The 24,393-nt window shown below is 29.1% G+C and carries 24 protein-coding genes; all 24 read left to right on the plus strand.

Annotation, left to right across the window (positions count from 1 at the left end; translation table 11 throughout):
- Positions 1–3 precede the first annotated feature (3 nt).
- The 24 genes from FNB79_RS06740 to FNB79_RS06855 all read left to right on the plus strand — a co-directional run bounded on the left by FNB79_RS06740 (position 4) and on the right by FNB79_RS06855 (position 24,391).
- Positions 4–867, plus strand: coding sequence for a glycosyltransferase family 2 protein (locus FNB79_RS06740; RefSeq protein ID WP_143380586.1), 864 nt, complete (start codon positions 4–6; stop codon positions 865–867).
- Positions 860–1,750, plus strand: coding sequence for a glycosyltransferase family 2 protein (locus tag FNB79_RS06745; protein ID WP_143380587.1), 891 nt, complete (start codon positions 860–862; stop codon positions 1,748–1,750). Before FNB79_RS06740 ends, FNB79_RS06745 begins: the two co-directional genes overlap by 8 nt.
- Positions 1,751–1,767: 17 nt before the next feature.
- On the plus strand, positions 1,768–2,820 hold the full coding sequence (locus FNB79_RS06750) for a glycosyltransferase family 2 protein (protein ID WP_143380588.1): 1,053 nt from the start codon (positions 1,768–1,770) through the stop codon (positions 2,818–2,820).
- Positions 2,813–3,931, plus strand: coding sequence for a glycosyltransferase WbsX family protein (locus FNB79_RS06755; RefSeq protein ID WP_143380589.1), 1,119 nt, complete (start codon positions 2,813–2,815; stop codon positions 3,929–3,931). The genes FNB79_RS06750 and FNB79_RS06755 overlap by 8 nt, the downstream gene beginning before the upstream one ends.
- A 15-nt stretch (positions 3,932–3,946) precedes the next feature.
- A complete protein-coding gene (locus FNB79_RS06760) occupies positions 3,947–4,903 on the plus strand; it encodes a glycosyltransferase (RefSeq protein ID WP_143380590.1) in 957 nt (318 codons plus the stop codon).
- Complete coding sequence (locus tag FNB79_RS06765; RefSeq protein ID WP_143380591.1) at positions 4,900–5,751, plus strand: glycosyltransferase; 852 nt, start codon at positions 4,900–4,902, stop codon at positions 5,749–5,751. The genes FNB79_RS06760 and FNB79_RS06765 overlap by 4 nt, the downstream gene beginning before the upstream one ends.
- 41 nt (positions 5,752–5,792) lie before the next feature.
- Positions 5,793–6,956, plus strand: coding sequence for a glycosyltransferase family 4 protein (locus FNB79_RS06770; RefSeq protein WP_143380592.1), 1,164 nt, complete (start codon positions 5,793–5,795; stop codon positions 6,954–6,956).
- A gap of 8 nt (positions 6,957–6,964) precedes the next feature.
- On the plus strand, positions 6,965–7,840 hold the full coding sequence (locus tag FNB79_RS06775; protein ID WP_143380593.1) for a glycosyltransferase family 2 protein: 876 nt from the start codon (positions 6,965–6,967) through the stop codon (positions 7,838–7,840).
- Complete coding sequence (locus FNB79_RS06780) at positions 7,840–8,586, plus strand: acyltransferase (RefSeq protein ID WP_143380594.1); 747 nt, start codon at positions 7,840–7,842, stop codon at positions 8,584–8,586. Before FNB79_RS06775 ends, FNB79_RS06780 begins: the two co-directional genes overlap by 1 nt.
- Positions 8,587–8,590: 4 nt before the next feature.
- Complete coding sequence (locus FNB79_RS06785; protein ID WP_143380595.1) at positions 8,591–9,565, plus strand: glycosyltransferase family 2 protein; 975 nt, start codon at positions 8,591–8,593, stop codon at positions 9,563–9,565.
- Positions 9,566–9,575: 10 nt separating this feature from the next.
- Complete coding sequence (locus FNB79_RS06790; protein ID WP_143380596.1) at positions 9,576–10,865, plus strand: glycosyltransferase family protein; 1,290 nt, start codon at positions 9,576–9,578, stop codon at positions 10,863–10,865.
- A gap of 11 nt (positions 10,866–10,876) precedes the next feature.
- Positions 10,877–12,124, plus strand: a complete 1,248-nt coding sequence (locus tag FNB79_RS06795) for a glycosyltransferase family protein (protein ID WP_143380597.1) — start codon at positions 10,877–10,879, stop codon at positions 12,122–12,124.
- Positions 12,125–12,129: 5 nt separating this feature from the next.
- Complete coding sequence (locus FNB79_RS06800) at positions 12,130–13,290, plus strand: glycosyltransferase family 4 protein (RefSeq protein WP_143380598.1); 1,161 nt, start codon at positions 12,130–12,132, stop codon at positions 13,288–13,290.
- A 55-nt stretch (positions 13,291–13,345) separates the two neighbouring features.
- A complete protein-coding gene (locus FNB79_RS06805; RefSeq protein ID WP_143380599.1) occupies positions 13,346–14,338 on the plus strand; it encodes a glycosyltransferase family 2 protein in 993 nt (330 codons plus the stop codon).
- Positions 14,328–15,128, plus strand: coding sequence for a sulfotransferase (locus tag FNB79_RS06810; protein WP_143380600.1), 801 nt, complete (start codon positions 14,328–14,330; stop codon positions 15,126–15,128). The genes FNB79_RS06805 and FNB79_RS06810 overlap by 11 nt, the downstream gene beginning before the upstream one ends.
- Before the next feature lie 209 nt (positions 15,129–15,337).
- Positions 15,338–16,357 (plus strand): acyltransferase family protein, encoded by a 1,020-nt coding sequence (locus FNB79_RS06815; RefSeq protein ID WP_143380601.1) that lies wholly within the window; start codon positions 15,338–15,340, stop codon positions 16,355–16,357.
- Positions 16,358–16,424: 67 nt separating this feature from the next.
- Positions 16,425–17,834, plus strand: coding sequence for a hypothetical protein (locus FNB79_RS06820; RefSeq protein WP_143380602.1), 1,410 nt, complete (start codon positions 16,425–16,427; stop codon positions 17,832–17,834).
- A 10-nt stretch (positions 17,835–17,844) separates the two neighbouring features.
- Complete coding sequence (locus FNB79_RS06825) at positions 17,845–18,837, plus strand: glycosyltransferase family 4 protein (RefSeq protein WP_143380603.1); 993 nt, start codon at positions 17,845–17,847, stop codon at positions 18,835–18,837.
- On the plus strand, positions 18,830–19,966 hold the full coding sequence (locus FNB79_RS06830; RefSeq protein ID WP_143380604.1) for a glycosyltransferase: 1,137 nt from the start codon (positions 18,830–18,832) through the stop codon (positions 19,964–19,966). Before FNB79_RS06825 ends, FNB79_RS06830 begins: the two co-directional genes overlap by 8 nt.
- Positions 19,967–19,982: 16 nt before the next feature.
- Positions 19,983–20,930, plus strand: a complete 948-nt coding sequence (locus FNB79_RS06835; RefSeq protein ID WP_143380605.1) for a UDP-glucuronic acid decarboxylase family protein — start codon at positions 19,983–19,985, stop codon at positions 20,928–20,930.
- On the plus strand, positions 20,931–21,476 hold the full coding sequence (locus tag FNB79_RS06840; protein WP_143380606.1) for a WcaF family extracellular polysaccharide biosynthesis acetyltransferase: 546 nt from the start codon (positions 20,931–20,933) through the stop codon (positions 21,474–21,476).
- Positions 21,476–22,231, plus strand: a complete 756-nt coding sequence (locus FNB79_RS06845) for a glycosyltransferase family 2 protein (protein ID WP_143380607.1) — start codon at positions 21,476–21,478, stop codon at positions 22,229–22,231. The genes FNB79_RS06840 and FNB79_RS06845 overlap by 1 nt, the downstream gene beginning before the upstream one ends.
- A 188-nt stretch (positions 22,232–22,419) precedes the next feature.
- Complete coding sequence (locus FNB79_RS06850) at positions 22,420–23,568, plus strand: glycosyltransferase family 4 protein (protein ID WP_143380608.1); 1,149 nt, start codon at positions 22,420–22,422, stop codon at positions 23,566–23,568.
- Between the two features lie 58 nt (positions 23,569–23,626).
- Positions 23,627–24,391, plus strand: a complete 765-nt coding sequence (locus FNB79_RS06855; RefSeq protein ID WP_143380609.1) for a polysaccharide biosynthesis/export family protein — start codon at positions 23,627–23,629, stop codon at positions 24,389–24,391.
- Positions 24,392–24,393: the final 2 nt, after the last annotated feature.

Here is a 24,393-nt window from a genome sequence, read left to right on the forward strand (position 1 = left end):
TATATGAGTTTAATAGAACAACCCTTAGTTTCAATATGTATTCCTACTTATAATGGGGAAGAGTATTTAGAGGAAGCACTTTACTCTGCAATTAATCAGTCTTATAAGAATATTGAGATTGTTATAACTGATGACCAGTCGAAAGATAGAACCGTCGAAATTGTTAATAAAATAAAATCCACTACTAATATTCCTATTTATTTACATATTCATAAACCTGAAGGTATCGGTGAAAATTGGAATTATTCAGTAAGGAAGTCAAATGGAGAATATATTAAGTTTTTATTTCAAGACGATTTGTTACATGAAACTTGTGTGGAAAAATTATTAAAACCTTTTTTAATAAATAAAAAAATGGGATTGTCTTTCTGTAGAAGAGAGATACTTTTTAACAAAGATGATATTTTTAATAAGAATTGGGTAAGCAGGTTTAAAGAACTTCACATTAATTGGTCAAAAATCAATTATATGCAAGAAGGGAAAACATTACTAAAAGATAAAGGCTTTTTGTCCGAACCAAGAAATAAAGTTGGAGAACCAACTTGTGTGCTATTAAAAAAAGAGGTGTTTAATACCGTTGGATATTTTAGAAAAGACTTAAAGCAATCTTTAGATTATGAATATTGGTATAGGGTTTTCAAAAAATTTGATGTAGGTTTTGTAGATGAAGAATTAATTGCGTTCAGATTACATGCTAATCAAACCACAGCAAAAAATTCAAAAATAGAAATATCAGATTATGAGTTATACCCAAAATTAGTATATAAAAATTTATTTTGGTATTTACATCCCACACTACAAAAAATACTTTTCTATAAATACAACCGTCTAGGAAAAATCTATAAAAAGTTAAGAAGTTATGTATAGAATTCTTACCATCATAGTAACATATAACGGAGAAAAATGGGTGAATAAATGTTTTTCTAGTTTAAGAGAATCTACCATCCCTCTTGATATTTTAGTTGTAGATAATGGCTCTACAGATAATACAGTTAACAGTATAAAAACTAATTACCCTGAGGTTAAACTCATTGAATCTAAAGAGAATTTAGGTTTTGGAAAAGCTAACAATGTAGGTTTAAAGCAAGTTGTAGATAACGATTATGACTTTGCTTTTTTATTAAATCAAGATGCTTGGATAGAGCCAAAAACAATAGAAAAATTAGTAGAAGTTTCTAAAAATAATAAACAGCTAGGAGTGTTAAGTCCTATTCATTTTAACGGAAAAGGAGATGCTTTAGATAGAAATTTTCATTTCTATTTAGGGCACGATTTTACACCAAATTTTTATTCTGATTTACTTTTAAATAAACAATTACAATTCTATATATCTAAATTTGCAAATGCTGCAGCATGGTTAGTAACCAAAGAATGTATAAAAACTATTGGAGGATTTGATCCATTATTTAATCATTATGGAGAAGATGATGATTATATTTTTAGATTACAAGAATCTGGTTTACAGTTAGCTATAGTGCCTGCTGCAAAAATTTATCATGATAGACCTCAAGTGGGTAAAATGAATGAAAAATTTTATGATAGTAAAATGTTAGTTAAAGTTTTATTGGAAGCTAAAAAAGGTAAATTACCAAATAAATTTTTTGTTTGGCGTAAAATAATAATAGATTATATTACATTATTTTTCTTGTATTTAGGTAAAAATAAAGGCATTAAACAGAATATTAAATACGATTTCTTAGTTCTAAGATTTAAGGACAAGGTTGATTGTAATCTTTTTCAAAAATTATAATATTAAATTTTCATTTAATGCAAAATAATCCTTTAATTTCAATTATCATTCCTTTATTCAATCGAGAAGAGTTAATAAAAGATACTTTAAACTCTCTTCTTAATCAAACTTATAATAGATGGGAGTGTGTAATAGTAGATGATGGATCAACAGATTTATCTTTCGACGTCGTGAAAAACTTCTGTCACAAAGATTCTAGGATTAGGCTGTTAAAGAGAGATAGATTACCCAAAGGAGCACCAACTTGTAGAAATATAGCTTTAGAAAAATCTAAAGGCGATTATATAATATTTTTAGATAGTGATGATTTATTAGCAGCGAATTGTTTAGAAAACCGCATTTTACGTTATAAAGAGAATCTAGACTTAGATTTTATAGTTTTTAAATCTCTTCTTTTTAATGATTCTAAAAATAAGATGGCTTTTAATAAGTTATGGAATATTTCAACAGAAGAAGACGATTTATTACGTTTTCTAAGGTTTGATGCAGTTTGGCAAACAGCAGGCCCTATTTATAAAAGAGAATTTGCTTTAAAATTTCCTTTTACCGAAGGTTTACCTTTTTTACAGGATGCAGACTTAGGTATTAAAATGCTATTATCTAAACCGGCATATAAAAAGTGTTTTGATGAAGCACCTGACCTTTATATACGTTGGGAAAATGAGTCTATTAGTAGAGTTAAAGGTTCTTCTTCGGATCGATTTATTAAAAATTTGGAAGTAATATATAAAATTCAACAGCAAGTTCAAAAGAATACATACAAGTTTAATTATCAAAAACAATTTGTTTATACATATTATAAACTAAGTAAAGAATCGTTCAATCATAAGAATACTACTAAGCTTTGTTTAACTTCAATTAATTATTTACTTAAAATCTTCCCATTAGGATATTTATTGTATTTGCCTCTTTTAATAAGTCAAGGTAGTTTATTAATTTTAAGAAAAACAAATAAAGGTTTATTAGCTAAAATACGTGTTCAGTTGCGTAATAATTTAGACATCATTATACATCGAGTTTTCCATATATCAAAACCAACATTATTCAAAATACCATATAAAAATGAGTAAAAAAATAAGATCGATAGCCATATATTTACCCCAATTTTATCCTATAAAAATAAATGATGAGTGTTGGGGAAAAGGTTTTACCGAATGGACCAATGTGACTAAGGCTAAACCTTTATTTAAAGATCATTATCAACCACATTTGCCTGCAGATTTAGGTTTTTATGATTTAAGAGTTCCTGAAGTAAGACAAGAACAAGTAGATTTAGCGAAACAATATGGTATAGATGGATTTTGTTATTACCACTATTGGTTTACTGGTCAGCGTGTATTAGAACGCCCATTTGAGGAAGTTTTTAAATCAGGCAAACCCGACTTTCCTTTTATGTTATGTTGGGCCAACGAAAACTGGGCCAAAGTCTGGGATGGTGGAGATCAGACAGTTATGTGTGAACAACATTATAGTAGAGAAGATCATATTAATCATATCAATTATTTAAAGCCAATCTTTAAAGATGAGAGATATATAAAAATAGATGGTAGACCTGTGTTTTCGATTTATAGATCTCAAAATATTCCAGATATTGAAGAAACCATTAAATTATGGCGTACAGAATTAGCTAAAGATGGAATTGATATATATATAAATAGATTTGAAAGTTATTCAGAAGGTGGAGAGAATCTTGTGAAAGATGGTTTTGATGCAGCTGTTAGATTTGAACCTTTTAGTACTAGAAAACCCAAGTTTACTAAATTTTGGTTGAAGGATACGATGAAAAATAAATTGAATCCTTGGTATATTAAATATAAGTTATCTTCTGCTGAAGGAAGAAAAAAGATGTTTAGTTTAAGAAGGCTTGATTACGGCGCATATGTAGATTTTATTAAAACCTTACCTAAAGAAAATAATTATAAACTGTATCCAGGAGTAACCCCAATGTGGGATAATTCAGCAAGAAAGCAAAAAGATTATTTTATGTTTACGAACTCTACTCCGGAGAAATTCAAGGAATGGGTAGAACATGAAATAGAAAATTTTGAACCTTACAGTGAAGAAGAAAATTTTCTTTTCATAAATGCATGGAATGAGTGGGCAGAAGGAAATCACATGGAACCTTGTCAAAAATGGGGACATAGTTATTTAAAAGCTTTTAAAGATGCTGTCAAAAAATAAAGAATTGTAATTAGTATGATTATTAGCGCTCCAAAAATTTCAGTAATATTACCTAATTATAATTACGATCAATTCTTAAATCAGAGAATTGCGTCTATATTAAATCAGACATATTCTAATTTTGAATTATTAATTTTAGACGATTGTTCCACAGACAACAGTAAAGCAGTCATTGAATCTTTTAAAGATAAACGAATAACTGTTTATTATAATGACACCAATACGGGGAGTCCTTTTCCACAATGGGATAAAGGCATTCAATTATCTAAAGGCGATTATATCTGGATTGCTGAAGCAGATGATTATTGTTCTGATACTATGTTGGAAAAGCTATTGAAAAAGCTAGAAGAATCGAAGAGTGATGTTTGTTTTGCAGAATCTAAAGTGGTTAATGAACATGGTGTGGAGAAAGGACTATGGTGTAATTTGAATATTAAGGGAAATAATAAATCAATATTCAATACTGATTTCGATATGAATGGTAATGAGTTTATTGAAAAGAATTTAATTTTTGAAAATGCGATTCCTAATGCTAGCGCTGTACTATTTAAAAAAAAATCATACATAGAGGCAGGAGGTGTAGATCAAAATATACCAAATTGTGCAGACTGGCTACTTTGGATAAAAATTTTAAGCAATGGTCGTGTTGCATTTGTATCAGAACCCTTGAATGCATTTAGGAGACATGGAGAGTCTGTTATTAATTCAATTAAAAAAAAGGAGGGCAATGAAGATATGTTTTATGAATATTATAGCCTTACAATGCGTTTAGCTCTTAAAAAATGGCTGATTAATTATAAAGGTAAAAATGTAGTACATAAAATTAATGATAGGTATATTTTAAAGGATCTTTCAAGAAAAATAAATTGGTCTAAATCAAATCAATCTATTTTAGAGAATATTAAACTTTCTTTTCAAGCATTTCATATATCAGGATTTAATCCTAAATATTTATTAAAACCTTTTTTATGATTTCAATAATAGTTTGTTCTATAAAACCAGATTTATTAAGCGATTTTAAAGCTAATGTTTTAGAAACAATTGGTGTACCGTTTGAGTTTATAGTTATAGATAATAACAAAGAGCAATATAGTATATGTAAAGCTTATAATGTAGGAGCAACAAAAGCTAAATATGAAATATTAGCATTCTGCCATGAGGATATTTTATTTCATACTGTTAATTGGGGAGAAGAATTAATAAAAACATTTAATGATAAAGGAATAGGAGCTGTAGGAGCTGCAGGTGTGAAATTAAAACCTTGCGTTCCTGCAAGTTGGACATCTGTTTCAGAAAGGTATTATCGAACTAACTTAATTAAAAATACTAATCACAAGAAAGTTAAAAGTATAAGAAAAGATAATGATACTGAAAATTTATCTGATATTGTGGTAGTAGATGGAATGTTTTTAGTAACAACGAATACCATTTGGAAAGAAAATAAGTTTGATGAAATTAATTTTGATGGCTTTCATTTTTACGACCAAGATTTTTCAATACAAATTATAAAAAAATATAGAATAGTTATTAATCATAAAATTTTAGTTGAACATTTATCAGAAGGAAACTTAAATAATTCTTGGTTAAAATATTCTAGTGTATTTTTCTTCAAAAGAAAACAGGATATGCCTGTTTTAATAGGAGACTATTCAAAAAATGAAATTAACCAAAGTATTTATGACGCTTGCTATAGCTATATTTTTAATAGTTATAGGTTAGGTTCTAAGTCTCAATTTTTATTGAAATTTATTTTTAAGATGTTATTTTTAAAGCCATTTAATAGAAAAACTTTCTCAGCTATAAAATACTTTTTTAAATAGTTATGAAGTTTTATTTTAATAATTTATAAGTAAAGATTATTTTGAAAAAAGAAATAATATATTTTTTGCCAGATTCAGATGCTGGTGTTACTTCTGTTATAAGGAATCTATTAAAATATAGAGAAAAAAAAGATATTTATTATAAAGTTATATTAACGCAATTAATTGAAAAAGAATCTGTTCATGTAAAACATAAGTTGGATGCCGATGAGCAAATTGTTTTTAAATATAGTAAGTACGAAAATTTATATGCAGTATGTAGACGCCTAAAAAAGTATATAACTACTTCAAAATCTGTATTAGTTGCTAATGATGGTTTAGAATTACGTATGGTACAATTATTAAAATTAAAAAATCCTTTGGTTTATATCATGCATGGAGATTTTAGGTATTATTATGGTTTGATAAAACAGAATCAAGGTATTATAGATAGGTATATTGTTATAAGTAAGGTTCTGTATACAAATGTGTTAAAAATATTGAAAGAAGAAGATAAGCATAGAGTTTCCTTAGAATATTTTCCCGTACCAGAAATAAATCAAAAAAATAAGCAATTAAAGGATATAGATTTACTATTTGTAGGGTCATTTAATGAACGTAAAGGCGTACAGTTTTTATTATCTATCTTTAAAGGCATTCAAAAACAATTTCCAGAACTAAACTTTAGTTTAATAGGTAGTGGTGAGTTAAATCATCAATTAAGAGAACAATTTAGTACAGAATCTAATGTTCGTTTTTTAGGGCAGTTAACAGGTCCAGAGGTTGCGATTAAGATGCAACAATCAAAAATACTATTATTCCCTTCTTTGGCAGAAGGTTTACCTAATGTTGTGGTAGAAGCTATGAAATCTCGATGTGTAGCAGTTTGTAGTGACTTGCCAAGCGGTATTCCTGACCTTATTGACGATAAAATTACAGGTTTTAAAATACCAATTGGAGATATTACAGGCTTTAGTAATATAGTAATTGAATTGTTATTAAATCAAAAGAAAAGAGATGAAATAGCTTTAAATGCGCTGAATAAGGCAACAGAAATGTTTCAACCTCAAAAGAATGCAGATAATTATGAAGGTTTAATAATTAACACTAAACCTTATAAAAAATTATATTCCAATAAAATTTTAGGAGGTATTTTAAACCAATCTTATTTGCCTAATGCTTTAGTTAAATTATTAAGAAAATTAGAGTTGTCCCCTAAATTATAATATACAAAATGATTAATACACCCCTAGTCTCAGTCTTAATGACGGTATATAACCGTGAAGAATTTATTTCACAGGCAATTGATAGCGTTTTAAAATCTACATATCAAAATTGGGAACTTATACTTGTTGACGATGGTAGTACAGATAAATCATTAAGAATTATTAGAGACTACGAAACTCACGATAATAGAATTAAAGTATTTCAAAATAAAACTAATTTAGGTGATTATCCTAATCGAAATCAAGCTGCTGCTTACGCAAAAGGAAAATATTTAAAGTATGTGGATGCCGATGATATGATTTATCCATATGGGTTAGAGCAATTAGTATTCTATATGGAGCAATTTCCAGAAGCAGGTTTTGGGTTGTGTTCTTTAGAGCAAGATTTAGAAAAAATATTTCCCTTTATGCTGACTCCTGAACAAATATACAAAAGGCATTATTTTGAGGGAAAATTAGTGTTTCATAAGGCACCTCTGTCTAGTATTATAAGAAAAGATGTGTTTAAAGCAGTAGGAGGATTTGCAAATGTTAGGCACTTTGGAGATTCAGATTTATGGCATCGTTTGTCTCAGAGATACCCTTTAGTACTTATGCCTCATGGTATTGCTTGGTATAGAAAAACAGATGGTCAAGAAGCATCGGTAAGACGTAAAAACCCTCTAAACAGATTAAAAACTATTCATTCTGCTTATAAGCATACAGTTAGCGATAATTCTCCCCTGAGTAGGAAAGAACAAGAAATAATGAAAGTGAAGTTTCTAAAACTTGAAGCATCAGCAATTATTTTTGGATACAGAAAGTTTGGTTGGAAAAAAGGCCAAGAAATGAAAAAGTTTTCAGGTTTAACTTATATAGATATTATTAAAAATAAATTAGGGTAATGAAGATTGTCTTATCATTTATAAAATATCACGTTAATCAATGTGTTCGTCAAATATTTTGGCTTTTAAAGTTAAGCCAATCTAAGATAGGTAAAAATGTTTCTATTCAATTTCCTGTGATTAGAGAAGGAAATGGGTCGTTTAGTTTAGGTGATAAAAGTAAGCTTGAAAAACGTACAAATATAGGTGTTGGAGATAAAGCCGTTTTGGATGTAGGGAAAGTTGCTCTTTTTGAATCAGAATCTACAATATTGGTGAATAAGAATTATTCATTAAAAATTGGAGATCAATTTAAATTAGGTGCACATGCTCGGCTATATGTAAATTCAGATTGGAGTTTTGGTAACGCAGTGAAAATTGAAACACATTGTGCAATTTTTGCAAGAGAATCTGGTTTTGCTGGAAAACTTAGCATAGGAGACCATTCTCATATAGGTGATTTTACTATTATAGATTTAGTGAACGATGTTATTATAGCATCAGATGTTGCTATAGGTCCAAATTGTACATTGTACACTCACGATCATGAATATAAAGATAAAAACGTTGCTGCTTGGAAAGGTGGGATTGTTTCAAAACCAATTCAAATAGAAAAAGGAGCTTGGGTAGGATCTAATGTTACTATTTTACCAGGAGTTACCATTGGAGAACGCGCTGTTGTAGCAGCAGGTTCTGTAGTAACAAAACATGTTGAAGCCGAAACAATAGTTGGAGGAATTCCTGCAAAATTAATAAAAAAGATATAAGGGAATGAAAGCATTTAAAGTTTCAGTAATTATTCCATTATATAATGCAAGTGAATTTCTTAATGAAACAATACATTCTGTATTGAATCAATCCTACACTAATATTGAAATTATTATTATAGACGATAATTCTACAGATGATTCTTTTGATAAAGCATTAGAGTATCAGTCAGACAAAGTTTTTGTAAAATCAAACAAAGGTAAAGGTGCTTGCGCTGCTCGTAATTATGGATTTGAATTAAGCTCCGGTGATTATATACAGTTTTTAGATGCAGATGATGTTTTGAGTCCAGATAAAATTGAAAAACAAGTTGAGGCACTTAACGGTTCAAGAACAGAATTAGCGGTATGTAATACGGTCCATTTTTCGGGAAAATTAGAAGAAGGGAAGTGTGTTGATCAACCCTATCTATATTCTACTACTAAACCAGAGGAATTTTTTATTAATTTATGGGGAGGTAATACATTACCAATGCATATGGTACAAACAAGTGCTTGGTTAACACCGAGAAACTTGATTAATAAATTTGGATTATGGAACGAAACTTTAGCAAAAGATCAAGATGGTGAATTTTTTGCTCGAGTGGGTTTACATAGTTCAGGTATTATATATGTTCCTGAAATTAAAAATTACTACAGAAAACATAACACAGGAAAAAATATAGCCTCTCAAAAGAAAGATATTCATTTAAAAAGTATTTTAAAAGCTACAGATTTAAAGGCAAAATATTTATTTGAAATCACAGAATCTGAAGCTTCTAAAAGAGCCATTGCTACCCAATATAAACATGTGGCTATAGATGCTTGGCCTCAATATAAATCTGTTTATAAGACAGCTATTAGTAAATGTAAAGCTTTAGGATATAGTAATTACAATCCTGTTTTGGGAGGGAGTATTATAGAATTTATTAAGCATATTTTAGGATGGAGAACGGCTAAGTTAATTGCTTTTTATGGTAGAACATTTTTAAACAGATAAATTAAGTAATTTGAAACACCTACTATTCTTAACCACCAATAACTTAGCTACAAACCCACGCCTTGTAAAAGAAGTGCAGTTGGCTTTGCAGCTGAAACATCGCGTAACCATTATTATGTTTAAGCTTAATAATTGGAGCGATGCTAAAAGTATTCAGCTAAAAAATCAGTTATATGGGATTAATAATAACGATGAGGATTATTTAACTATAGAAGAGATTGAAGCAATTCCTTTAAATAAATTAAAATGGATTTATTGGGGAGTTTTAGAGAAGTTAGCTAAAAAAGTATCTGGTTTAATTACAACTAATTTTAAATTGAATGCACTAGCAAATAACAGAAGATCTCTTCAGATCTATAATGCTGCAAAAAAAAATAAAGATATACCCGCTTTAATCTGCGCTCATAATATGGGGGCTTTATATCCTGCGCAAAAATTAAGTAAGTTATGGAACGTGCCTTTTATTTTTGATGTAGAAGATTATCATCCAGGAGAAATAGTGTCTACAGGTGGTGATGTTGCTAAAAACCGAACAGAGTTTTTGATGAAATCATTTTTACCGAAAGCTAAAAGTATTACGTTTGCTAGTCCACTTATAGGCGAATATACTTTAAATTTAATAGGGGGACATACTAGTCATACTATAGTGTTAAATGGTTTTAATGATAATGAATTCAAATTGTTACCTCAAACTGAAATTGATTCAAACAAAAAAGAAACAGCTTTAAAATTGGTTTGGTTTAGCCAAAAGATTAGTTTTGGAAGAGGTTTAGAACAATTGTTTAAAGCTCTGGAAGTTATTTCAAAATCAAGTGCAGACATCGAAATACATTTAACGCTTATTGGCGAGTTAGATGCTAATTTTAAAACGGAAGAACTTTCCAAAATTTGTAAAAAATTAGAAGATACAAATCTAAGTATAACAATAAAAGAGCCTTTAGGACAACAAGAGTTACACGCGCAATTAAATCAGTTCGATATTGGTTTGGCATTAGAGTTTAATTCTAGAGATTTAAATAGACAAATTTGTTTAACCAACAAAATTATAACATATGCTCAAGCGGGATTATTTATTTTAGCAACAAATACACAAGCGCAAGAACAGTTTATTTCAGCTTATCCCGAATTGGGTGTTTTAAGTGGTCAGTCTGAGATAGAAATATCAAAAACAATAATACAACTGTATCAGAATAAAGATCAGATTAAAGCAAATAAAACAGTTAGATTCCAAAAAGGAAAAACTTTGAGTTGGGATGCAGAACAAATTAAAATTCAAGAACTTTGGAATCAAATTTTATAAAAAATAACGTTTTGAAAACAGTACTCATTATATATCCGCATTGGGTTCCTGCTAATTTAGCAGGAGTGCAAAGGCCACGTTTAATTGGAAATTATTTAAAGCAATTTGGATATAAACCTTTATTACTAACCGTAGATTCTAAATATTATGAGGAGACTCCAGATCCTCATATATCAAAAACAGCTTCAGAAGATATTGAAGTTGTATATACAAAAGCCTATAACGTATCTAAACCACGTATAATAGGAGATATTGGGTTAAGAGCCTTTCCGTTTCTTAAAGAAAAAGCGTTACAACTCTGTAATGAACGTAAAATAGATTGCATTTGGATTCCTATTCCATCGTTTTATACAGCCATTTTAGGTCGTATTATTCATGATAAAACGGGTATTCCTTACGGTATAGATTATATCGATCCATGGGTAAGAGATATTACCAATCAAAACGATACACGTGCAAAACTTAGTCAAACTGTAGCTAGAACTTTAGAGCCTTACGCTGTAAAAAAAGCTGCGTTTATTACTGGCGTTTCAACGCCTTATTATTGGCCCGTTATAGAACGTAATTTTAAAACCCCACCAGTACATGCTGGTATGCCTTATGGGTTTGATCCAAACGATCATAAATTAAAATTAGAAGAATTAAAAATGCCTTGGGATGGTATTGAGAATTGTAAGCCTTGGATATATGCTGGTGCATTTTTACCAAATTCTCATGTGTTTATGGATTGCTTTTTCAATGCTATTAAAACTTTAAAAGATAGTGGTAATTGGGATGCCAACATAAAACTGTTTTTTATAGGTACGGGACCTTACCCAGCAAAACGTATTACAGCGTATGCAGCAGATTATGGATTAGAAGATATTGTTGTAGAGCAAAGAGAGCGTCAGCCTTTTTTAAATATTTTAAATTATCTTTCTCAGGCAGATCGAGTTATGTTATTTGGAAGTACAGAAAAACATTATACAGCATCAAAAACGTTCCAATGTTTATTGAGTGAGCGTCCTTTATTTACGGTTTTACATGCTGAAAGTTCTGCAGTAAAAGTGATTCAAGATGTTAAAGCAGATGCCTATTTAGTACCTTATCATGAAGGTGATACAACGTCTAAAATTGTGGCAGCAATGACAGAGGTTTTAAAGCCATTTCAAAATGTTGACACTTGGACTCCAGTATTACAATCTTTAGATCAATATTCATCTAAACAATCTGCTAAAGTATTAGCAGAAGCGATGGATGAGGTATTAAATAAAAACTAAAAAGTTTGAAAAAATTAGCTATAGTTACAACGCATCCTATACAATATTATGCGCCTTGGTTTAAGTTAATGGCCGAGAGACAAAATGTACAAGTTAAAGTTTTTTATACGTGGTCTCAAGCCGCTAAAGAAGTAAAAGATAAAACTTTTGGGAAAACTATTAAATGGGATATTCCATTATTAGAGGGATATACTTATGAATTTATTGAGAATATTTCAGCAGATCCAGGCACTCATCATACAAATGGGATTGATTGCCCAAGTTTAAATGCTAAAATTAATGATTGGAAACCCGATGCAGTTTTAATTTTTGGATGGTATTTAAAAAGTCACTTAAAGGCAATGAAGTTCTTTAAGGGGAAAATACCAGTTTGGTTTCGAGGAGATTCGACATTGCTAGATGATAGACCTGGTATTATACAAATACTACGAAAATACTATTTAACTTACATTTATAGATTTATAGATAAAGCATTTTATGTAGGAACTCAAAATAAAGCCTATTTTAAATCTGTAGGATTAAAAGATCATCAATTAATATTGGCTCCTCATGCAATAGATAATGCTCGATTTAATGATTCGGAAACTAAGAATTATGAGAGCGAAGCCTTAATTTGGAGAAACGAATTAGGATACACTCCAGACGATTTAGTTATTTTATTTGCAGGTAAATTTGAATCTAAGAAGCAACCCGATTTTTTATTGAAAGCGGTTCAAAAAGTAAATAAAACTTTAGAGCAACCTTTAAAATTGTTAATGGTTGGTCATGGTCCATTAGAAGATGATCTAAAAATATTATCTAAAAACGATTCTAATATAAAATTTATACCTTTCCAAAATCAAAGTAAGATGCCTATTTTATATCGTTTAGGAAATGTATTTTGTTTACCATCTAAAGGTCCAGGAGAAACTTGGGGATTAGCTGTAAATGAAGCTATGGCATCGTCTAGACCAGTAATTGTTAGTACAAAAGTAGGTTGTGCATCAGATGTGGTAAAAGTGGGAGTTAATGGTTATGTGTTTGATTATAATGATGAGTCCGCTTTATTAAATATTTTCAATACTATGTCTATAGAAACTCTAAATGCTATGGGGTATTCAGCATCTAAAGATATAGAGAAATGGAATTTTTTGAATATAGTAGAGGCTCTAGAAAAAAGCATCTAGACCAAAATCAATAAATAGTTAATAAATTAATATTATTTACCCATCTTAAAATATTATGGAAACCCCAATTAAAATAGACATATCGGTAATAGTACCATCTTATAATGGAATGCCGTTGTTTAAAACATCTTTAGATTCCGTTTTAGCTCAGGAAGGTGTGATATATGAGGTTTTGGTTGGAAATGATAGCCCATCAGATGGGGAAACTAAAAATTACTTAAATCAAATAGAAAATAAAGATTTAAGGGTTTTTCATAATGAAAAGAACCTAGGGCTTTTTGGTAATTTAAATAATCTCATAAAACATGCCAAAGGAGATATAGTACATTTATGGTCTCAAGACGATATTATGAATCCTAATTGTTTGCTTGAAACAGTTAAATTTCACAATTCTCATCCAAATATAGCATACGCATTTTCAAGAGTTGAAGTTATTAATGAGCATGATGAAGTTATTGACAAAACTCCTTTGTCAAATAATGATACGATGAGTGCTTTAACACATACATTAACATCGTTAATGGCAGGTAGCGTACCTGGAAATATAGCTAATGTTTCTATTAGAAAAAATATTTTCGAAACCTATGGCTATTTTGATGTAAACTTAAAATACTCAGGCGATTTTGAATTTTGGTGCCGTATCACAGAACATTTACCAGTAGGAATTATTCAGAAATATTTGATTAAACTAAGAAGACACACAGGTCAATTAAGTCGAAATCCTAAAATGTGGATTTATAGAATAGAAGAGAATGATGCGATATTAGAAACATTATTAAATAGGGTTCCTAAGAATAAATTAAAATATATAAATAGAGGACTTAAATGGCGTGTTTATAACCAATATTTTGGTTTGTATTTAAATTTATTACGTAGTGGAGATAATAAAGAAGCTCAAGCATTTTTAAGGGTTATTAAAAAGTATAGTAATATTTCTGGTTTTTATTTTAGGTATGTTATCTTAAAAATTTTGAGTGTTATAAAAAGAGATAAAAAATTTCTACATTGGTTATATTATAAACAAGCATTTGGAAATAATGGTAAATAATAAAATACTAATTGCAGGAATGCATAGATCAGGAACTTCTTTAAGTGCGAATTTATTGAGAGAATCAGGTTTGTTTATTGGTGATGATTTGATGAATGGTGGTTTTGATAATAAAAATGGTCATTTCGAAGATTATGAATTTGTAAACTTACAAGAGAAAGATTTACACCGTAAAGGGCTTGAGAGTACAGGTTTAAAAAATATTGAAAATTTTAACTTTGAATTTGATAAAAAAAGTAAAAATTTAATAAAAGAAATTTTACAGAAAAGAGAAATTCATGATGTTTGGGGATGGAAAGATCCAAGAAGCACATTGTATTTACTTGCATGGAAAAAAATAATTCCAGATTTAAAAGTTATTGCAATATATAGGGATTACGATGAGGTTGTAAATTCATTGGATAGGAGATATTGGTATAAAATAAAGAATAAAGTGAATTATGATTCATTTAAGCGTTTTATACATATGCTAATTTATCCTGTTAATAGCCAGTACTTAAAGTATAATCATTATAAAGCTTGGAGCGTTTATAATGAAAGTATTTTAAAATTTAAGGAGCTTTATCCTCAGGACATTGTAATTTATAATTTACCTAATTTTATAAATAATTACAACACAAATATTGATGATATTAATGAGAAATTTAAGATAAAATTAAATCATTTTAATGTGGATAAAATTTTCGAATCAGAAACCATTAAACACAAGAAGGATAATGGTGTTAAATTTTTTAGTGAAAAAAGATTAAAGGATATTACAGAAAAATTGAACCATTCAGCAAATAAATAAAAATTTAAAGAGCCTTATTTTAAGTGTGAGTTATAATGTAGTTCTAAAAGTTACACGTATATATAGCCTTTTAAAATTAAGTATATTATCACTCTAGCAAATGTATAAATATAGAGTATTATGGTATGATGTTTTTTATCCACTCTATTTGTTTGTGAAAAAGTAATAAGTTAAATTCAACAATATTACAGGGGTAAACTAGGTGTTTTATGAGTTTAGAAAGAGATAGAAGTTTAGATACTATATCTGGAATTATGATAATTTGGATGGTAATCTTACATTCTTTTCAGTGGGGAAATTTAACAGGATCAATGATCTATATTTTTCTTTTGAAATGCTTGTATTTTTTTATGTCTTGGTTTTACTATAAGACTGGTTTCTTGTATAATAAAGGGAAAGGATTGAGTATGACTTTTAAAAAAGGTTTAGATCAACTAATTACTCCAATGTTAATTTGGACTACAGTAGGTTATCTGTTAACAATACCAGGGTTATTAATGGGGAATTATCCTTTATGGAAGATTCCGATTGCTCCATTATTTTTCTTAGTGTCAAGTGGAGATACAATAGGAAACTCACCACTTTGGTTTTTGTTATCACTTTTTTTTATTAAAATAGTGTTTCCTTTTATAGCTCGTGTAAATTTAAATTTAAAGAAAATTATAGCCATTTCTTTATTGTGCTTAAGTTGGGTTTTTGAAAAGAATAATATCAAAATTCCATTTGGATTACATAGCTTTCCTTTAGGTCTTTTTTTTACTCTATCTGGATTAATATGTAAGGAATTCAGAGTTCCTGATAGAATTATTAAATCAGGACTATGGTTAGTTTTACCATATATAGTGTTGTCAATATTTTTTGCTAGTTATGTAGATTTTCATAATAATAATTTAGTGTATGGTAATTATTGGTTATTTACCTTAAATGCTTTGTTTGCTATAAATCTATGTTTGGTGTTATTTAGAGAGGTTAATCTGAAGATTTTATCGTGGATAGGAGAAAAATCTTTAGTATACCTTGTAATACATTGGCCCATATTTTTTTTAATAAAAATTAGTTTTGTATTTCTAAATATTTCTACAGAAAATTATCTATACGTGGTTAGTTTATTTGTTATTGCCATATGCATTTCTACACTTATAGCTAAATTTATACCATATAAATATTTAGGTTTGCAGTCATCGCTAATAGTAAACCTTAATACTAAAATTATTTCTGAAAGAAATTGAAGAAGTATAACACATATAAATTAATTGTAGTAAAGTTAAGATATGCAAAATACAAATCGATATTTAAGTGAATAAAGAAGCATCTAAAATTATAGGGTTTTTAACAATTCCATGGTTATTGTTAGCTATAATTGGTCCGCATTTTATGTCTAGTTTATTGGCATTATTTTCATTGTCAGTTGTATTGCAATTATTCTTTAGGCTAAGAAACCCTATTTATGCAACACTTTTTTTTGCTTTACTGTTTCAATGGTTGGCAATAAATATTAAAATTGTATATGGAAACATAGTTAATCTATCGTTAGAAGAGCAATTTAGTTTTTATCAAAATATATATAGGTTATACGATGCTAATACAATCAGTAATATTGGATTAATATGTTTTAGTTCAGGTTTGTTTTTTATGACTAAAAAAAGGATGTCTAAATTGACAATAGATAAAATAATAGACCCTAATTACTCAGTAAGAAAAATATTAATTTGTTATTTAATTTTAACTTTTGGTTTTTCATTTCTTTTTATATTAAAAAATTATATACCTGGATTAAATACTATTTTAATGGCATTCTCTAAATTAAAATGGGGAGTATTTATTTGGGCCTTCGTATATGCTAATTATTACAAAAGAGATTTAAAGTTATTATATATTGTTATTCTTGTTGAAGTGTTAATTGGTTTTACCGGATATTTTTCCTCTTTTAAAGACATTATAATTATAGCTTTTATAGGTATGCTAAGTGTGATTTATCAAATAGATACATCTAAGTTGTTTAAGTTTCTTTTGCTAGGAATAGTGACATTAATGTTAGGTTTAGTTTGGACATCTGTTAAAATGGAGTTTAGAGATTATTTATCTGGCGGAGGAGGTCAAAAAGTTGTTGTTTCTCAATCTGATGGCGTTAATAAAATGATTTCTCTTTTAGAAGAATTAACATTAGAAGATATGGAAGATGCTGTTGATGATTTGTTAGATAGAATTAGTTATATAGAGTTTTTTTCAATAACACTAGATAATGTGCCTGAAAAGATACCATATCAAGAAGGTGAGATTTTTACAAATGCAGTTACTTTTTATTTTAAGCCAAGAATTTTTTTTCCGAATAAAGGAATTATTGATGATTCAGAACATACAAATAAATTTACCATGTTAGGACTAGTTGGTGGAGGGAAGGCATCTCATAGTATCGGGTACATGACAGACGCATATATAGATTTTGGACCTATAAATATGTTTCCTTTTTTAATATTTTTAGGAGCGATATTCGGTTATGTAATCAATATGTTTTTTAAAAAATCAAAAACTATGTTTTGGGCCATTATTTTTATTACTCCATTTTATTTTTTAATTAGTGTATATAGTTTTAACATGATAAAAGTTATGGGAAATATGATTACTTATGTTGTGCCTGTATACTTGTCAAGAAACCTATTATATAAATACTTTGATAAATATTTTAGAGCAGTTAAAACAAATTAGAAAGTAATTAATGTCTTTGGAAATAAATTACATATTTAGAAAACGTTTACCTCAATACAATAGTATTGAGGAATTATTCGGTACCTTAATTACATACATTAAAAAAGAATGTAATGTAGAAGTTACAGAGTTGTCTTCTGGGGGAGCAAGCCTAAAGAATATCTTAATTAATTTAAGAGGATTTAAAAACAAATCTAAGTCAATTGTTCATATTACTGGAGATGTACACTACATGGCTTTGGTAACAGGACGTTATACTGTTTTAACAATACATGATGTAAAATCTATAATTAAAGGTTCTATATTAAAGCAACAATTAATTAAACTTTTATGGTTTTGGTTACCCGCATTATTTGTAAAAAAAATAACAGTCATATCAGAGTTTTCAAGACATGAATTAATCCCAGTTATCCCTTTTGCAAAGCATAAAATTCATGTTGTTTATAATCCAGTAAACGTTAATTTACAGTATACACCTAAAGATTTTAACAGCAACAAACCAAATGTACTGTTAGTAGGAACAAAACCAAATAAAAATTTAGAACTTACTCTAGAAGCTATAGAAGGTGTTAATTGTACAGTTACAATTATAGGAAAATTATCAGAAGAGCAATTAGCGTTATTAAGAGCTTTTAATATTGATTTTACTAATAAGTTTAATATTCCATATGCTGAGATTGTACAAGCATATTCGGATTGTGATGTATTAGTATTTGCTTCAACTTATGAAGGATTTGGTATGCCAATTATAGAAGCACAAACTATTGGAAGACCTATTATCACCTCAAATATAGGAGCTATGAAAGAAGTTGCAGGAAATGGTGCAATATTGATTAATCCAAGATTAAAACAAGAAATTACAAAGGCATTAAAAGATGTTATTGAAGACGATAATTTGCGTGAAAAATTAATTAATCAAGGACTTGAAAATGTGAAACGTTTTCAGTTAGATAAAATAGCAAACGATTATATGAGTATTTATAAAACTGTTTTAAATGAGTAAAAAACAGATTTTAATTTTCGTAGATTGGTTTTTACCGGGCTATAAAGCAGGAGGGCCAATACAATCTGTAAATAATTTAGTAAGTAATTTACATAATGAGTTTGATTTTACAATTGTAACGTCAAATACAGATTTAGGAGAAGTACAGCCTTATCCAAATATTGCGTACAATGAACTTATAAAAAAGGCGAGTTATTCTATTATATATTTAGATGCAGCTCACCAAAATATTAAAGTTTATAAAGATATTCTTAAAGCTAAGACCTATGATATTGTGTACTTAAACTCTCTGTTTTCGTTTAAGTTTTCTATTTTACCTCTTTTGGTAACTCGAAGTATGGATGTTAAGATTATTTTGGCTCCACGAGGGATGTTAGGGGCAGGGGCTTTAAATATAAAACGAAATAAAAAAAAATTATTTCTTACGTTGTATAAATTATTCGGATTTCATAAGGTGGTCACTTGGCATGTTACAGCAAACACAGAAGTCGAAGAAATTAAAGCTGTTTTTGGTAATCATTTTCAATATAAGTTAGCTTCTAATTTGCCTCAAATAACACCTGAATTGAAAGAGAGAGTAAAAATAGTAAATGAATTAAAACTGTTTTTCTTATCCCGAATAAATCCAAAAAAGAATTTACATAAAGCTTTAGAATTTTTGTCTAAAGTCGATTCAAAATATAATATAGCGCTTACCATTATTGGACCAATAGATGATGAGGAATATTGGGAACGGTGTCAAAATGATATTTCAAAACTTCCTAATCACATTCAGACGGAATATTTAGGAGCCATTCCTCATGCGCAATTATCGGCTCATTTACAACAACATCACGGTATGATTTTACCTACACATAATGAAAATTATGGGCACGTTATTGTAGAATCATGGCAAAATGGATGTGCTGTAATTATATCAGACCAAACTCCATGGAGAAACTTAGAAGAGAAGCAATTAGGTTGGGATATCCCTTTAACAGAAGAACAGAAATTTATAGATGTTATTATGTTTTTCGCTTCCTTCAATCAAAATCAATTTAACCACTATTCAGAAAAAGGATATACATTTGCAAAGCAGATATGTGAAAATCCAGATGTGCTGAATGCAAATAGACAATTATTCAATTAAAAATAAATAGTAAAAAATGAAGCGTATTTTAATCACCGGAGGAGCCGGGTTTGTAGGTTCACACCTATGTGAACGTCTTTTAAACGAAGGCAATGAAGTGATTTGTCTAGATAATTATTTTACTGGAAGTAAAAAGAATATAGAACATTTAATGGATCATCATTATTTTGAATTGGTTCGTCATGATGTAACTCAGCCATTTATGATTGAAGTCGATGAGATTTATAACATGGCTTGTCCTGCATCTCCTGTACATTACCAATACAATCCAATTAAAACGATTAAAACATCGGTAATGGGCGCTATAAATATGTTAGGATTGGCAAAACGTGTCAAAGCTAAAATATTACAAGCATCAACTAGTGAAGTTTATGGAGACCCAGCAGTACACCCACAGCCAGAATCGTATTGGGGAAATGTAAATCCTATTGGATTACGCTCATGCTACGATGAAGGAAAGCGTTGCGCAGAAACTTTATTTATGGATTATCATTTGCAAAATGAAGTTGCAGTAAAAATCATTAGAATTTTTAACACGTATGGTCCAAATATGAATCCTAACGATGGTAGAGTAGTCTCAAACTTTATTGTACAGGCTCTAAAAGGTGAAGATATAACTATGTTTGGAGATGGAAGTCAGACACGTTCTTTTCAGTATGTAGATGATTTAGTTGAAGGAACTATACGTATGATGGGAAGCAGAGATGGTTTTACAGGACCTGTTAATATCGGAAATCCAGTAGAGTTTACTATGATGGAATTAGCAAGTAAAGTAATTGAATTGACTAATTCATCGTCCAAAATTATTCACCTACCATTACCTCAAGATGATCCTTTACAACGTAAACCATTAATAGATTTAGCAAAAAAAGAACTAAATGGTTGGGAACCAAAAATTCATTTAGAAGAAGGTTTAGTAAAAACCATTGCATATTTCGATAATTTATTAAAAGCAGATAACTAATTGAAAACAGATTTATCAACATATAATAACGCTTGGTATCAACCCGGTGGTAAACTAAAACGCTTGTGTTGGTATTTTATTAACGTTTTGTTTTTTATCAATCCACTAAACCCTAGTTCAGGATTAAAAGTTTCTTTATTACGGTTTTTTGGTGCAAAAATAGGAAGTGGTGTTGTCATTAAGCCTGGTGTAAATATTAAGTATCCTTGGCTTTTAATTGTTGGAGATTATACTTGGATAGGAGAAAATGTATGGATAGATAATTTGGCTCAGGTTACTATAGGTAATCATGTGTGCATTTCTCAGGAAGCGATGTTGTTATGTGGAAATCATAATTATAAAAAAACTACTTTCGATTTAATGCTTGGAGAAATTATACTAGAAGAAGGTGCTTGGGTAGGTGCAAAATCTGTAGTTTGTCCTGATGTAAAAATAGAGTCTCATGCTATTCTGACTGTAAATTCTGTTGCAACAAACACATTAAAAGCAAATTACATTTATCAAGGAAATCCTGCCAAAGAAATACGAAAAAGAGAAATAAAGTAATGAAAGTTTCAATAATTACAGCAACGTATAATAGTGAGAGAACTCTAGATGGGTGTATAAACTCAGTACTAAGTCAAGACTATCCCAGTATTGAATATATTATAATAGATGGAGCCTCTACAGATAATACATTAAAGGTCATTGATGAGGTTAAAGAAAAATACCCAAATGTAATTAGTGTCTCAGAACCTGATAAAGGTATTTACGATGCATTAAATAAAGGTATTGAAAAAGCTTCTGGAGATATAGTAGGTTTTTTACATTCTGATGATTTTTTTGCATCTAAAGAAACCATTAGTCATATTGTTGATGCTTTTAAAGCTAAAGAAGTTGATGGAGTTTATGGTGATTTACATTATATTAATTCAATAAATTCGAATAAAATTGTTCGAAATTGGAAGAGTCAACCTTTTTCTGAAAGCTTATTAATGCAAGGATGGATGCCAGCTCACCCAACATTGTTTTTAAAGAAATCTGTTTATACTAAGTATGGAGTATTCAATTTAAATTTTAAAATAGCAGCAGATTACGATTTAATGTTGCGTATATTTAAAGACAATACATTAACATTTGCGTATCTACCAGAAGTTATAACAAAAATGAGAGTGGGAGGAGCAAGTAATCGAAGTCTTAAAAACATTTGGTTGAAAACTAGAGAAGACTACTTAGCTGTTAAACAAAATAATTTAAGAAATCCTCTAGTAGTAATTTGTTCTAAAAACTTATCAAAGATTCCTCAACTTTTTAAAAAGTAAAAACTATTTTTGTTTTTGAGAAAGCCATAAAACATTCAAATGTTTTTAGGGCCTTTCTCATATAGGAAGAATATTTTAATTAATTTTATAAAGATTTAGATTTCTTAAATTATTTTTCAAAAATAAACCAACCCCAAAAATCATATAGCCTGATATAGTGAGGTGTTTGATTTTTAAAATCGCTATTAATGAATTTACTTACTTCAATTATAGAAGAAGGATATGGTACCATTTTGTTATTGTTTCCTTTTTTACTCGCATTAATTACGGCCTTTTTAGCTTTCCCTACAATAATTTTTATCGCTCATGCTAAACAATTGGTGGATGTTCCTGATAAACGTAGTGTGCATTCTAAAACCGTTCCAACTTTAGGTGGAATAGGAATATTTTTTGCTGTAGCAATTGTTTTAACGCTTTCAGGTGCTTTTTTAGATGCTAAATTATTAATGCCTGTTGTTGGCGCCTTAATTATTTTGTTTTTTTTAGGGGTGAAAGATGATATTTTAATACTTTCTCCAAAGAAAAAAATGTTAGGTCAAATCATAGCTGCTTTAATGGTCATTTTAATTACAGATATAAGAATTCTAACATTCTCAGGAATCTTGGGTATAGGCGAATTACCTTATTTTGTGTCCATAGGTTTTACATTATTTGTCTTTATTTTAATTATAAATGCATATAATTTAATAGACGGATTGGACGGGTTAGCAGGTTCTGTGGGTTTATTAGTCTCTCTATTTTATGGATTTTTGTTTTTTAAAATGCAAGAAATGTCTTTAACAGTTGTGTCTTTAGCTTTAGTAGGTGCCTTAATCCCTTTTTTATATTTTAATTTTTCTAAAGTAAGAAAAATATTCATGGGAGATACTGGTTCTATGGTTGTCGGGTTTTTGCTAGCGTTTCAGTCTATTGCTTTTATACATCTTAATCAATCAAATCCAATATCACAATTTCATTCAAATGCACCTTTATTGGTATTGGCTATATTGTTCTTTCCCTTATTAGATACCTTGCGAATCTTTTATGTACGTGTAGTCATTTATAAAAAACACCCATTTAGTCCGGATAAAAATCATATACATCATCAAATGTTACAAATAGGGTTAAAGCATTGGCAAGTCACAATTGTGATAGCAATAGCTTCTACCTCAGTATTAATTTCAAGTTTGATGTTTCAGGACTTAAGTGTGAATTTATTATTGTTAGTGATTATTCTATCTGGAATAATTATGTTTTCATTACCTTTCTTTATTAATTATAGCGTTTTTAATAAACGATTTAAGATGAATAAATTATTAAGAAAACTACATGTAATTAGTTACTCTAAAGCAAAATAAAACATTTGTGATTGAATCTATTACGTTTATATTTGTAAATTAAATAAAAAAAGTTTCAATGAAATTATTCAAATTGCTAAGCATAATCTTAGCTTTTCTTTTTATTACAGCATGTGCTACAAAAAAGGAAATTCTTTATTTTCAAGATTATGAGAATATTCCAAAGGATGTTATTTTTAATACAACTAAAATTCAGGTTAATGATATTTTGAATATAACTGTAAAATCTTTAGTGCCAGAGGCTGCAGCACCTTATAATAGGATTGGTTCTTCGACTGGTAATAGTAACAATTCGGGGGCTTTAAAGCAATTAGGATATTTAGTATCTACTGAAGGTAATATTACGTTTCCTATTTTAGGAACCTTATTGGTCAAAAATAAAACTACTAAAGAATTAGAAACATACATCAGAAAAATTTTAATAGATAAGGGACATTTAAAAGACCCTACGGTAATTGTCCGTATCGTAAATGCAAAATTTACTGTGTTGGGTGAGGTTGGGAGCCCAGGTACTTATGATTATGATGAAGAGACTATTACTTTACCTCAGGCTCTCGGGATGGCTGGAGATTTGAGTATATATGGTATGAGAGAGAATGTAATGATTATTAGGGAAGTCGATCAAGTGCGGACTGTTGGGCATATTGATATGACAAAAACGGATTGGTTTAATAGTCCTTATTATTTTATTAAACAAAATGATATAATTGTTGTTGATCAAAACGGTCCCGCAGTTAAAAAAGCTGGATACATAACAAATTATACTGGTTTATTTGGGGTTGTCTCTTTTGCTTTAACTATAATATTACTATTACAAAATTAAAA

Origin of the sequence: Formosa sediminum (genome assembly GCF_007197735.1) — a bacterium.
GTDB lineage: Bacteria > Bacteroidota > Bacteroidia > Flavobacteriales > Flavobacteriaceae > Formosa > Formosa sediminum.

What these genes read in the sequence shown, in the direction of transcription:
- FNB79_RS06810 (WP_143380600.1), top strand. Translation starts at nt 14,328, where the DNA reads ATGGTAAATAATAAAATACTAATTGCAGGAATGCATAGATCAGGAACT.
- FNB79_RS06835 (WP_143380605.1), top strand. Translation starts at nt 19,983, where the DNA reads ATGAAGCGTATTTTAATCACCGGAGGAGCCGGGTTTGTAGGTTCACAC.
- FNB79_RS06825 (WP_143380603.1), top strand. Translation starts at nt 17,845, where the DNA reads ATGTCTTTGGAAATAAATTACATATTTAGAAAACGTTTACCTCAATAC.
- FNB79_RS06775 (WP_143380593.1), top strand. Translation starts at nt 6,965, where the DNA reads ATGATTAATACACCCCTAGTCTCAGTCTTAATGACGGTATATAACCGT.
- FNB79_RS06805 (WP_143380599.1), top strand. Translation starts at nt 13,346, where the DNA reads ATGGAAACCCCAATTAAAATAGACATATCGGTAATAGTACCATCTTAT.
- FNB79_RS06830 (WP_143380604.1), top strand. Translation starts at nt 18,830, where the DNA reads ATGAGTAAAAAACAGATTTTAATTTTCGTAGATTGGTTTTTACCGGGC.
- FNB79_RS06785 (WP_143380595.1), top strand. Translation starts at nt 8,591, where the DNA reads ATGAAAGCATTTAAAGTTTCAGTAATTATTCCATTATATAATGCAAGT.
- FNB79_RS06780 (WP_143380594.1), top strand. Translation starts at nt 7,840, where the DNA reads ATGAAGATTGTCTTATCATTTATAAAATATCACGTTAATCAATGTGTT.
- FNB79_RS06765 (WP_143380591.1), top strand. Translation starts at nt 4,900, where the DNA reads ATGATTTCAATAATAGTTTGTTCTATAAAACCAGATTTATTAAGCGAT.
- FNB79_RS06855 (WP_143380609.1), top strand. Translation starts at nt 23,627, where the DNA reads ATGAAATTATTCAAATTGCTAAGCATAATCTTAGCTTTTCTTTTTATT.
- FNB79_RS06745 (WP_143380587.1), top strand. Translation starts at nt 860, where the DNA reads ATGTATAGAATTCTTACCATCATAGTAACATATAACGGAGAAAAATGG.
- FNB79_RS06755 (WP_143380589.1), top strand. Translation starts at nt 2,813, where the DNA reads ATGAGTAAAAAAATAAGATCGATAGCCATATATTTACCCCAATTTTAT.
- FNB79_RS06815 (WP_143380601.1), top strand. Translation starts at nt 15,338, where the DNA reads ATGAGTTTAGAAAGAGATAGAAGTTTAGATACTATATCTGGAATTATG.
- FNB79_RS06750 (WP_143380588.1), top strand. Translation starts at nt 1,768, where the DNA reads ATGCAAAATAATCCTTTAATTTCAATTATCATTCCTTTATTCAATCGA.
- FNB79_RS06760 (WP_143380590.1), top strand. Translation starts at nt 3,947, where the DNA reads ATGATTATTAGCGCTCCAAAAATTTCAGTAATATTACCTAATTATAAT.
- FNB79_RS06740 (WP_143380586.1), top strand. Translation starts at nt 4, where the DNA reads ATGAGTTTAATAGAACAACCCTTAGTTTCAATATGTATTCCTACTTAT.
- FNB79_RS06850 (WP_143380608.1), top strand. Translation starts at nt 22,420, where the DNA reads ATGAATTTACTTACTTCAATTATAGAAGAAGGATATGGTACCATTTTG.
- FNB79_RS06845 (WP_143380607.1), top strand. Translation starts at nt 21,476, where the DNA reads ATGAAAGTTTCAATAATTACAGCAACGTATAATAGTGAGAGAACTCTA.